This is a genomic window from Chryseobacterium sp. VD8, from assembly GCF_037149975.1.
In the GTDB taxonomy this organism is placed as follows: domain Bacteria; phylum Bacteroidota; class Bacteroidia; order Flavobacteriales; family Weeksellaceae; genus Chryseobacterium; species Chryseobacterium indicum.
In genome coordinates, this window is record NZ_JBBCQL010000018.1 from 22,089 (window position 1) to 33,761 (window position 11,673).

The following is an 11,673-nucleotide window of genomic DNA, read 5'->3' on the forward strand; positions in this document are numbered from 1 at the left end:
AAACTTAGTACCCTTTGTGTTAAAATTAAAAGGCGAATAATAGATTTAAAACAAAACCCATGGAAAAAGAAAGATACATTGTTGTTCTCGAAGATCAGCATAAAAATTCCCTCAAAAAAGTGGAAAACGAACTGGATGTAAACATTACTTCATCAGAATTTCTTTCTGCGGAAAACCGTTCCTACGATGTTATTGATGAAGATAACGGAGTTCTCTACAAAAATCTGGGTGTTCTTGTGGTTGAAAATATGGATGAAGCACAGTTGAAAAGCGCTGTGAAAAACGATTCTAACCCAATCGTTTATTTTGAAAAAGAAAGAGATTTTTTTTCGGCGGATGAACTGTCGATCATCAGTGAACTGAAAAAGCAGTCCGCGGAGATTGCAGACAAAATCACCGAGCTGGAAAAATACATTATAAATAAACCGTTACCACAGAAACCTTTAGTGGAAATGGAATGGGGACTCAAAGCTTTGGGTCTCGGCAATTCACTGTACACAGGAAAAGGTGTTGATATCTGTATTCTGGATACAGGTCTCGAACTTTCTCATCCCGATTTTTTCGGAAGAAATATAGAAGGGAAATCCTTTATTGCCGGAGAAGACTGGAACCGCGATCCCAACGGTCACGGAACCCACTGTGCAGGAGTTGCAACAGGAAATATAAGACTGGACAACGGAAAACGGTACGGAATCGCAAAAGATGCCAATTTAAAAATTGCAAAAGTGCTTTCCGATGCCGGAAAAGGAACCACAAGCAGTGTTATTGATGCCATAGATTGGGCAATTACAAAGAAATTCAGAATTCTGTCCCTTTCACTCGCTTCTCCCGTTCTGCTGAATGAAGCACCTTCTCCGCTTTTTGAAACCGTGGGTGCAAGAGCTTTGGAAAACAACTGCATCATTATTGCAGCCGCAGGAAACGACAGCAACAGACCGGCTGTTCCCAAACCTGTTTCCATGCCTGCAAACTCCATGTCGGTAATGGCAGTCGGAGCAATTGACGGACAGATGAAAGTGGCTAAATTTTCCAACGCAGGCTTAAATCCTTCAACCGGAGGAAATGTCAATATCTGCGCTCCCGGAGTTGATATCATCAGTTCTTATCCTAAAAATTCTAAGAATAAAAACAGCAATTATTACGCAATGAGTGGAACAAGCATGGCAACACCGCATGTTTCAGGGCTTATTGCTTTATATATGGAACAGTTTCCCGAAAAATCGGCAAAAGAAATCTGGGAACTTGTTGAAGCGAAGGCAAAACCTATCGAAGGCTTGAAATACAGAGACATCGGAAACGGACTTATACAGATATAATGATGAAAACTTATTTAGCCGTTCTCAAAAAAGATACAGATATCAGACAGCTTGAAAAAGAACTGAAAAAAAACAATGTAAGATTGTCTGCCCACTATAAAACCATCGGAGTTGTAAAACTCGAAAGCGAAAAGCCGGTTTCAGATAAAGATTTTGAGCAGTATTTTCTTTCTGTGGAAGAAGACAAAGAAATTTAACAAGATAAATGAAGACATCAGACTTTTCTGTCCGGAGAAGTCTTATTTTTGTTTACTTTGTTAAATTAAAAATAGTAATATGAACTTCAAAATTCCAACCCTTGTTTCTGCGCTTGCCGTGATGTTCTTTTCACAGTCTGCATTGGCTCAGGAAGCCCCGAAATACAGCTACGTAGAAGCTTTCAAACCATTTTTCTATACACAGACAGGTACGCCTACAAGATCCGCAAGCGGACAGCCGGGACACGCGTACTGGCAAAATTCGGCAAGTTACAATCTCGATGTAAGCCTTAATGAAGCCAAAAACGAACTTACAGGAACTGCGGAAATCACTTATACAAACAACAGTCCGGATAAATTGGGATTTTTATGGCTGCAGCTCGACCAGAATTTATTTGCAAAAGATTCAAGAGGAAACGCAGTCGTGCCGACTTCGGGAAGCCGAAACGGAGCGCACGGTGAGGAATTTGACGGCGGTTACAAAATAAAATCGGTAAAACTGGACGGGAAGGATGTGAAATATACGATTACTGATACCAGAATGCAGATCGATCTTCCAGCAGAACTGAAAGCGATGGGAGGAGTCGCAAAAATTAAAATTGAATATTCTTTCCTTTCTCCAAAATACGGTTCTGACAGAATGGGGATTCAGGATACGAAAAACGGAAAGATCTTTACGATAGCACAATGGTATCCGAGAATGTGTGTGTATGATGATGTCATGGGATGGAATACACTGCCTTATCTTGGTGCTTCGGAATTTTATCTGGAATATGGAGATATTACCGCAAACATTACCGTTCCTGCCAATCATTATGTTGTGGCTTCAGGAGAATTGCTGAATTCAAAAGAAGTGTATTCCAAAGAAGAAATCAGCCGATGGGATCAGGCAAAAAATAGTGATAAAACAGTGATGATCCGTTCTGAATCTGAATTAGGAAAAAACAATTCTACAGGAACAAAAACATGGAAATTTAAAATCAATCAGGCGAGAGATTTTGCATGGGCTTCTTCTCCGGCATTTATTCTGGATGCCGCAAAAATCAACCTTCCGAGCGGAAAAAAATCTTTAGCAATTTCCGCTTATCCTGTAGAAAGTGTAGGGAAGGATGCGTGGAGCAGATCTACAGAATATACAAAAGCAGCGATTGAGCATTACTCTGCCAAATGGTATGAATACACGTATCCGGCTGCAACCAACGTAGCAGGAAACGAAGGCGGAATGGAATATCCGGGAATTGTTTTCTGCCATATGGATTCCAAAGGCGGCGATCTTTGGGGTGTTACCGATCACGAATTCGGACACAACTGGTTCCCGATGATTGTGGGTTCCAACGAAAGATTGTTTGCATGGATGGATGAAGGATTCAATACATTCATCAACGAGCTTTCTACGGAAGCTTTCAACAAAGGAGAGTATTTCCAGAAGAAAAATATTGCGCAGATGAGCGGATATATTATGAACGACGGTTTTGAACCCATCATGGTAGGTCCGGACAATATGAAAGAAAACAGCATCGGATCTTTGGCGTATTTCAAACCGGGAATAGGACTTCAAATCTTACGAGAATCTATTTTAGGACCTGAAAAATTCGATAAGGCATTCAGAACCTATGTTGAAAGATGGGCTTTCAAACATCCTACCCCTTGGGATTTTTTCCACACGATGGAAAACGTTTCAGGTGAAGAGCTGAACTGGTTCTGGAGAGGCTGGTTCATCAACAAATGGAAAATCGATCAGGGCATTAAAAATGTAAAATACGTTAACGGAGACTTTAAAAACGGAGCGCAGATAACGGTTGAAAATATCGGACAGTTACCAATGCCGACTAACGTTCAGGTTAAATTTAAAGACGGAACGCAACAGATGGTAAAACTGCCGATCGAGGTCTGGAAAAGAAATACGGAATGGACATTCAGAATTAATTCTACCAAAGAAATCGATCAGGTGAAACTGGATCCGAATTCGGAAATTCCGGATGTAGATTCTAAAAATAATACATGGAGTTCCGCTGATGCAAAACCGATGGAAAAAGTAAATCTTAAAGAATTTACGGGAACTTTCGGAAGCAAGGATCTTCCGATGAAAATTGTATTTACAGAGAAAAACAACCAGCTTTTTGCTCAGGCAACGGGGCAGCCGGAATTTCCTCTGGAATATATCGGAAACAATACATTCAGTCTGGAAATGATGCAGATTTCTTTAGTCTTCAGTCAGGACAAAAAATCATTTACCTTTAAGCAGAGCGGAAGAGAATTTAAATTTAATAAAGAATGATTTTAATCTTTTGAGCCATTAAGTTTAAATTGAGAGAATAAGCTTTATCAAGAAAAATCATTTTTTTAATCTTAAAAATTAGAAACTTAGATCTTCTTAACTCCTTAACTCCATCTTAATGGTTCAATTTAAATAATATATGATTGTCCGTAATTTGCCATAATTGGAAAATCTTTGGGTTCTTTGCTGAGTGAATAGTTTATGCTGAGCTTGTCGAAGCACCTTTGCAAGTTAAAAACAGTTAGTATATAAAGAATCTTTGCGAGTCTTTGCGTTAAAAAAAACAGTTTGATTAATAGCGGATAATCAATAAATAATAAATCAAAACTTCGGAAAATACTCCGGAGTTTTTTGTTTTTAAATTGAATTTAATATTAAAATTCCCAATTATAGAGGCAGTTCTGAGGAAGAAGCCTTACTTTTGTTACTTTGTTAATTAAAATAGATGATTATGAATTACAGATTTTCAATCGTATTCCTGATGGTTTTTGCATTAGGTTTTTCGCAGAATCTTAAGGTGATGAGTTTTAATATCAGGCTGAATGTAGATTCGGATAAAGAAAATTCGTGGACGAACAGGAAACAGGATATTGCAGATCTCCTTACGTATTATCATCCGGATTATTTCGGCGTTCAGGAAGCATTGCCGGATCAGATGAAAGATATAAAAAACGGATTGAAAAACTATGATTATGTAGGAGTGGGAAGAGACGACGGAAAAGAGAAAGGTGAATTTTCGGCTATTTTTTATGATACAGACAGATTGCAGGTTTTAAAATCGGATACCTTCTGGCTTTCGGAAACTCCTGAGAAACCTTCAAAAGGTTGGGACGCAGCGTTGAACAGAATCTGTACGTATGCTGTTTTCAGGGATAAAAAATCTAAAAAAGAATTCATGGCACTGAATCTTCATTTCGATCACATCGGAAATGTAGCAAGAGTGAAGTCTTCAGAATTAATTTTAAAGAAAATCAAAGAAATCAATCCTAAAAATCTGCCGGTAACGGTAAGCGGAGATTTTAATTTAACGGAAGATTCAGAACCGATAAAAATTATGTCGCAGAATATGCAGGACAGTTTTTATCATTCAGAAACAAAACATTACGGTCCGAAAGGTACTTTTACAGGTTTTAATGTAAATGAAATTCCGCAGGACAGGATTGATTATATTTTCGTCAAAGGATTTAAGATCAAATCTCACAGACACATCAACGACAGAAGAGAAAATCTGCTGTATCCATCGGATCACTTTCCGGTTTTGGTGGATCTAATGTTTTAAAATGGTTTCAGTCAAATATTTAAGATAATAGATGATTTCTGCTTAATTGTAAGCTTTCAAAAAATTATATGAACGGTAATAATTATATTGCCGTTTTTTGTTACTTTTATGTTAAATAAAATACTTATTATAAAAAGATTTTAATGAAAAAACTTGTTTTGGGTGTATTGCTTTTCGTTTCATGGCAATTTTCCGCGCAGGAATTGTATATGCCGAGAAATATTAAAAAAGCATACGAAAACGGAACCCGTGATCTGTCTGGCGCTCCGGGTAAAAATTACTGGCAGAATAAAGGGATTTATAATGTTGAGGTTAAGGTAGATGCCAATTCTAAGGTGGTTTCGGGAAAGGAAACCATCGTCTATACCAACAACAGCCCAAATGATCTGAATGATCTTGCCATAAGATTTGTCAATAATCTCCATAAACCACAGGCTCCGCGATCGGGTGTTGTTTCCAAAGATTTTCTTTCTTCCGGTCTGCATATTAAATCATTTATCGTAAACGGTGAAAAATATAATGTGAACAGCGAGAATTGGGGCACAGTTGAAAAAGTAAAGCTGAATTCAGCCTTAAAATCCAAAGCGAAAGCTGAAATTAAAATAGAGTGGGAATATCCTTTATCCGTAGAAAGCGGAAGGGAAGGGCAGATTGATCCTGAAACATTCTATGTTGCCTATTCTTTCCCGAGAGTTTCTGTTTATGATGATTATAATGGATGGGATATGCTTCCGCACTCCGACAGACAGGAGTTTTACAATGATTTCAACGATTACAGTTTTGCGATTACTGCTCCTAAAAATTATGTTGTCTGGGCAACCGGAGATTTTCTCAATCCCGATGCCGTTCTTCAGCCAGAATATCTGAAAAGATATAAATCTTCTTTAAAAAGCGACAAAGTTATTCACGTTGCTACTGAGCACGAAATGAAGTCCGGAAAAGTTACAAAGCAGAATAAATGGAATACATGGAAATTTAAAGCCAGTCATATCACCGATTTCTGTTTTGCGTTAAGCAATCATTACGTTTGGGATGCAGCAAGTGTTCAGCTTAAAACGAAAAGAGCAAGTGTTCAGGCAGGTTACAAAGCAGATGCAAAAGATTTTGAACATTATGTGGAATGGATGCAGTATAATCTCGACTGGTTTTCTAAAAACTGGCCCGGAGTGGAATATCCTTACAATGCAATGACGGCAATTCAGGGATACGCAGACATGGAATATCCGATGATGATTAACGATACCAGTATTCCGGATGATTTTCAGGATGCGAGATTAACGGCGGATCACGAAATTGCACATACCTATTTTCCTTTTTACATGGGCATCAATGAAACGCGTTATGCTTTTATGGATGAAGGCTGGGCAACAACTTTGGAATATTTAATCGGAATTGATGAAAACGGTGAAGCAAAAGCCAAAGAATTTTATAAAAATTTCAGGGTAAAAAGATGGATCAATGATCCTTCTGCGGAACAGGATCAGCCGATTATTACGATGAGTACTCAGGTAAGCGCAGCGGGGTACGGAAACAATTCTTATGTAAAAGCATCCCTGTCTTATCTGGCTTTAAAAGATTATCTGGGAGATGATTTGTTTAAAAAAGCACTGCATCATTATATGAACAACTGGAACGGAAAGCATCCGATTCCGTGGGATTATTTTAATTCTATGAATACAGGTTCGGGAAAAAATCTGAACTGGTTTTTCAATAACTGGTTTTACACCAATAATTATATCGACCTGAAAGTGTCTTTAGCATCTCAGATGAATGATCTTCTGACGGTAAATGTGGATAATGTAGGTGGTTTTGCGATTCCTTTTGATGCAGAGATCGGATATGAAGACGGAAGTGTAGAGAAGCTTCATTTTTCGCCATCGGTTTGGGAAAAGGATCAGAAAAAAACAATGCTTACGGTTCCGATTACCAAAAAAGTTAAATCGGTAAATCTTGATGGAGGTATCTTTATGGATTACACACCAAAAGACAATACGAAAACATTATAAATAAATTCCGGCTGTTTCTCTGAAACAGCCGGAATCATTTGTATTAAAATTAGCAATAAAGTTTAGTTAATTCTTAATCCTGATCTTGCTCCGGAAGAAGCTACCACAGACTGCATTCTTGTTTTTTGTCCTGCAGAGAACATAAACATAGCTGCATCATCCACATAATCCATGTAATTCATAAACATTACAGATCTCTGTACGCCGCTGCAGGTATTGTAAAGAGGATAGCTTGGTTTTCCAGCATTAGAAGTAGTTTGAGTCGGAGTATCCGCCACAAGATCGTTTCCACAGTTAGCATCTCCCCAGATGTGTCTCAGGTTCAGATAATGTCCTACTTCGTGTGTAGCAGTTCTTCCCAGATTGAATGGAGAAGATGCGCCGGTTTTACCAAAATAAGGAGCGGCAATTACCACTCCGTCGTTCCATAATCCGGAAGATTCAGGGAAAGTTGCGTAGCCAAGAATCTGCCCCATATTTCCTACAGTCCAGATGTTTAGATAATTAGAAGGGCTTGTTGCATCAATTCCTCCGGTAGATGCTTTTTTCATCGCATCATTGGTACTCCAGCTTGTTTTGGTAGTAGATTTTCTCACCACATTCGCCAGTCTGAATCTTACTTTTACATCACCTGCTTTTACCCCCTGAAATTCAGAAGGAATTTTTGAGACGTCGGTGTTAGTTCCTGCATAATCCGCATTAAGAACTGCAATTTGTTCTGCAATACGGGCATCAGAAACATTTTCAGCACTTGTTCTGTACAAGACATTTACCACTACAGGAATTTCAACGGTACCATCGGATAATACTTTTCCCAGTTTCATATCGTTTTCAAATCTTTCGGTTCTGGCTTCGATTTCAGAATATTTCTGTCTCAGTTCCGAACTGTTTTTCAACGCTGCTTGTCGGATTTCTTCAGAAGCACAGCCTCTTTGAAGTGCGGTTCCGGAAATAGCAGGTGTGTTTTCAGATCCTTCGGTTTGGTTAGAAACATTGTCGCTGTTACAGGCAGAAAGGAAACTCAGCATAAGAGCTCCGAATAATAGTCTTTTCATAAAAATATAATATTTTGTTCGGCAATGAAATTATATTATTTGAAGTATATATGCAAGTATTTCACTATATAGTTGAATTATTTTATTATTCAATAAATAGTATTTTTTAAAATATGCTGTATTATTTGTATTTAAATGATGTTTTTATTGATTTTTTAGCAAGTGGAAAAAGTTATTTACAACACAAAAAATCCTTTCCACTGGAGAAAGGATTCAGATTTAAGTTAAAAAATATGAGTGAATGTTTATTCTGAATTTAAGATTCTGCGAAACCGTTTTTAATAGCAAAAACAGCAAGACCAACTCTGGTTTTAAGATCTAATTTATCGCAAAGCTGATCTCTGTAGCTTTCTACCGTTCTCGGGCTGCAGCACATTTTATCCGCAATTTCTTTATAGCTGAGTTCTGTAACGGTGTATTTTAAAAACTCTTTTTCGCGGTCGGAAATTTTCACGTTATTGGCAGCATCTTCATTATTCATATTGGAAAAAATGATCTTGGAAGCCCATTCCGGATAAAAAAAACCGTCGTTATTGAGTTTGGTTAAGGCATTTTCAAGATCTTTAGGATGTGTGTTTTTTAATAAATATCCTTTTGCTCCGTTTTTGATCATTTTAATGACACTTTTATCGTCACCCTGCATGCTTAGAGCCATTACTTTAATGTTCGGATGATGTTCCTTGAGCCAGAGTACCGTTTCGAAACCATCCATAATCGGCATACTGATGTCCAGAAGAATGATATCCGGAATTTTGCTGTTGTTTTCGAATTTCTGGATGAGGTCTTTTCCGTTTTCGGCAACGTAGATTACTTCAAACTCCGGAAAATTATCAATAATTCCTTCTAAAGCTTTTGCGATAAGTACATGATCGTCTACAATCACTATCGTTTTTTTCATGGCTGTCTTTTTAAAATAATGTTGAGCGTAGTTCCCAAATTTTTCTGACTTTCAAGGCAAAAATCTGCCCCGATAATTTCGGCTCTGTTTTTCATGTTGGTAAGCCCGATTCCGTTGGATTTGATGCTGGACTGATCGAAACCGATGCCGTCATCTTTAATATTCAGTTCCCAAAGTAACTCCTGAGAAGTGTTCAGATTAATGAAAATATTTTTACAGCCCGAATGTTTGATGCTGTTCTGAATAAATTCCTGAGTAATTCTCAGCAATACATTTTTATGCACAAAGCTGAGATCCAGCTGATTAAAATTATGCTGAAAATCGACATGGCATTTTTTAAACGCATTGGTGTTGTCTACTTCTTCCTGAATTAAAGTTACGATTTCCTTTTGATTAATATTGTCGTCAGTTAATGTTTTTGAAAGGCTCCTGAGATCATGAAGCGACTGATTAATAATCTGCGAAACCTGCTCGATTCTTTCGCTTACTTCCGGAACTTTATTTTCATACAAAAGCTGTTGCGTATAAAGGCTCACTAATGTTAATTTCTGACCGATATTATCATGAAGTTCGCGCCCGATCTGCTGCATCGTTGCCTGCTGAATTTCTAGCTGTGTCGCTAACAATTCTTTCTGGTGAATTTCGTTTTTTATTTCAATCTCATTCAGATATTCTTTTTTGCGCTGTTTGTATTTCCGGATATAAACCATCACTGCAGCCACAAACAATACAAAAAAGATATTGAATAGAATTAAAGTTACTAAGAGTTCTGTCTTCCCCATATGAATGAAATTGAAAATAAAAGATACATGACGATTCCAGATAGTAAAAAGTAGGAGAAATAAATATGGTATATTTCCCTATAAACTATGATATAAGCAAAAAACGTCCAAAAAGGTAAAGTTCCAATATAAAATAATGTAACCCCCAGATTAATATAGAACATTGGATTTCTATTGAAATTGAGAATATTCGAAGAATTAATCTGTTTGTAATATTCCATTATCACTAAGCCCATAAGAATAAGGCAGCCAAATGTATAGCTGAATGACATAATTATTTTCTTGGTAGAAAAAATGTCTCCAAATATCAGAGAAATTAAATACAAAGCAGAAATTACATAAAATAATTTAGGCTTGCCAAAAGATTTTGCTGCATAAATCCAGTAAAAAAATATAAATTCTACAGGAATTACAAAATAATTATAAAAATTTGGTTTGCTGTAATCAATGAAATTTTCGCCCCATTTTCCGATGGCTTCACATAGAAACATTAAAATTAAATAATACGAAAAGTATTTCCAGTATTGGTTTTTTATTCGGGAATAATATAATATTGAAATCAAAGCAGCAATACCTTCTACCCATATCATTGAATCTTGTAAGATTGTTTCCAGTTCAGTCATCGTGTTTAAATTATTGTCAATAACTTTTTATTTATTAAAATGTTTCAACTTTAAGAGCATTTGGAGGATTCAGCAAACCATGATTCTGGCAAATAATGTCTCCCTCCAAACCGGAATTTCTTGCCGAAGCCATCGCCAAAAACTCTCCGCTTCCGCTTGTGCTTAAAGGATTGAAATCATAGCAGAGTTTTTCTCCGTTTTCATCTTCCTGTTTCATGGTAGGAACCAAAACTAAAGTGTGTCTCTGCGCATATTCTGTTCCGATCGGAGTTCCCGACATAATATTCCAGTCCTGCTCTTTAGGATAAGCCGCATAATAAAATCGTATTCCCAAATCCTGATCTGTAACGCGGGAATCATTTTTCATCGCCTCATTTTCAATGTCTGAAATAAATTTTTTCAGCGTTGCCAGATCAAAATGAATGGAGTGGGCATCATCAAATCCTAAATTTTGGTTTACACACGCCAATTGATTTTTTCTGTAGTTTTCTACAAGAGTTCTGATTAAATCGCAGTGAAGCGTGTTGGGATTAGAAATTGATTCGGCTGATTCAAATTCTAAGTTGTCTAAATTTGGTTTTGTTTCCATAAAGCTAGTTTTAAAAAAGGTGAAAGGTTAGTTGGTTATTGCAAATCTCGTAAAATTTCAGGGGAATACGACACGGTTTTTTCCTGATTATTTATGGGGTTTTTACGGATTGTAAATTTTAATTAAAATTATAAAGATTTTGGATAGATTTGCAGCGATTATTAAATTCATTAATCATAAACAATAAATTATCAAATGAAAAGACAGACTATCGCATTACTTTGCATAGCAATATTTAGTGTTTCATGCGCTAAGAAAGACGAAACTGCAGCGGATGGCAAATACACGGATGATCAAAAAGCTTCCTACTATATAGGTCTGAGTATTGCTAAAAACATGAAACAGGAAGGCTTCAAAGTAGATGCAGATCTTTTGGCTCAGGCTATTAAAGAAGAAATGGATGGAGGAAAAAAGCTGATGCCGGCTGAAGAAATGGATTCTTTTATGCAGGAGTTTATGCAGAAACAGCATGAAAAAAAGCAGGCTGCAGCAGGAGTACAGGCAGATGAAAATAAGAAAAAAGGTCTGGAATTTCTTGCCAAAAATAAAAGCAATCCTAAAGTGAAGACCACGGCTTCCGGTTTACAGTATGAAGTCCTGCAGGAAGGTGACGGTAAAACAAAACCAAAAGCGTCTGATATTGTACAGGT

At 37.1% G+C, this 11,673-nt stretch carries 11 protein-coding genes; 6 read left to right on the top strand and 5 right to left on the bottom strand.

The window, feature by feature from the left end; genetic code table 11:
• Positions 1-59: 59 nt before the first annotated feature.
• From WFK35_RS03810 to WFK35_RS03830, 5 genes are all read left to right on the top strand, one after another.
• Positions 60-1,316 carry a S8 family peptidase gene (locus WFK35_RS03810; RefSeq protein WP_336731419.1) on the top strand — a complete coding sequence of 419 codons (1,257 nt, stop codon included), beginning with the start codon at positions 60-62 and terminating at the stop codon, positions 1,314-1,316.
• Positions 1,316-1,513 carry a hypothetical protein gene (locus WFK35_RS03815; RefSeq protein ID WP_336731421.1) on the top strand — a complete coding sequence of 66 codons (198 nt, stop codon included), beginning with the start codon at positions 1,316-1,318 and terminating at the stop codon, positions 1,511-1,513. Before WFK35_RS03810 ends, WFK35_RS03815 begins: the two co-directional genes overlap by 1 nt.
• 79 nt (positions 1,514-1,592) lie before the next feature.
• The gene (locus WFK35_RS03820; protein ID WP_336731422.1) at positions 1,593-3,791 is read left to right on the top strand and encodes a M1 family metallopeptidase; all 2,199 of its coding nucleotides are present in this window, start codon (positions 1,593-1,595) and stop codon (positions 3,789-3,791) included.
• Positions 3,792-4,242: 451 nt separating this feature from the next.
• Positions 4,243-5,070, top strand: a complete 828-nt coding sequence (locus WFK35_RS03825) for an endonuclease/exonuclease/phosphatase family protein (protein WP_336731424.1) — start codon at positions 4,243-4,245, stop codon at positions 5,068-5,070.
• A 143-nt stretch (positions 5,071-5,213) separates the two neighbouring features.
• Complete coding sequence (locus WFK35_RS03830) at positions 5,214-7,076, top strand: M1 family metallopeptidase (RefSeq protein ID WP_336731426.1); 1,863 nt, start codon at positions 5,214-5,216, stop codon at positions 7,074-7,076.
• 62 nt (positions 7,077-7,138) lie between these two features.
• On the opposite strand, the gene WFK35_RS03835 is transcribed toward WFK35_RS03830, so the two are convergent.
• The 5 genes from WFK35_RS03835 to WFK35_RS03855 form a co-directional block, all read right to left on the bottom strand.
• A complete protein-coding gene (locus tag WFK35_RS03835) occupies positions 7,139-8,131 on the bottom strand; it encodes a zinc metalloprotease (RefSeq protein ID WP_336731428.1) in 993 nt (330 codons plus the stop codon).
• Positions 8,132-8,387: 256 nt separating this feature from the next.
• Positions 8,388-9,029, bottom strand: a complete 642-nt coding sequence (locus tag WFK35_RS03840; RefSeq protein ID WP_214588433.1) for a response regulator transcription factor — start codon at positions 9,027-9,029, stop codon at positions 8,388-8,390.
• Positions 9,026-9,811, bottom strand: coding sequence for a sensor histidine kinase (locus tag WFK35_RS03845; RefSeq protein ID WP_214588434.1), 786 nt, complete (start codon positions 9,809-9,811; stop codon positions 9,026-9,028). Before WFK35_RS03845 ends, WFK35_RS03840 begins: the two co-directional genes overlap by 4 nt.
• Entirely contained in the window at positions 9,790-10,434 is a 645-nt protein-coding gene (locus WFK35_RS03850; RefSeq protein WP_336731431.1) for a hypothetical protein, read from the bottom strand. The genes WFK35_RS03845 and WFK35_RS03850 overlap by 22 nt, the downstream gene beginning before the upstream one ends.
• A gap of 34 nt (positions 10,435-10,468) precedes the next feature.
• On the bottom strand, positions 10,469-11,023 hold the full coding sequence (locus WFK35_RS03855) for a hypothetical protein (RefSeq protein ID WP_336731433.1): 555 nt from the start codon (positions 11,021-11,023) through the stop codon (positions 10,469-10,471).
• A gap of 195 nt (positions 11,024-11,218) precedes the next feature.
• Here WFK35_RS03855 and WFK35_RS03860 point away from each other — a divergent pair.
• A partial coding sequence (locus WFK35_RS03860; RefSeq protein ID WP_336731434.1) for an FKBP-type peptidyl-prolyl cis-trans isomerase N-terminal domain-containing protein occupies positions 11,219-11,673 on the top strand: 455 nt, incomplete at its 3' end.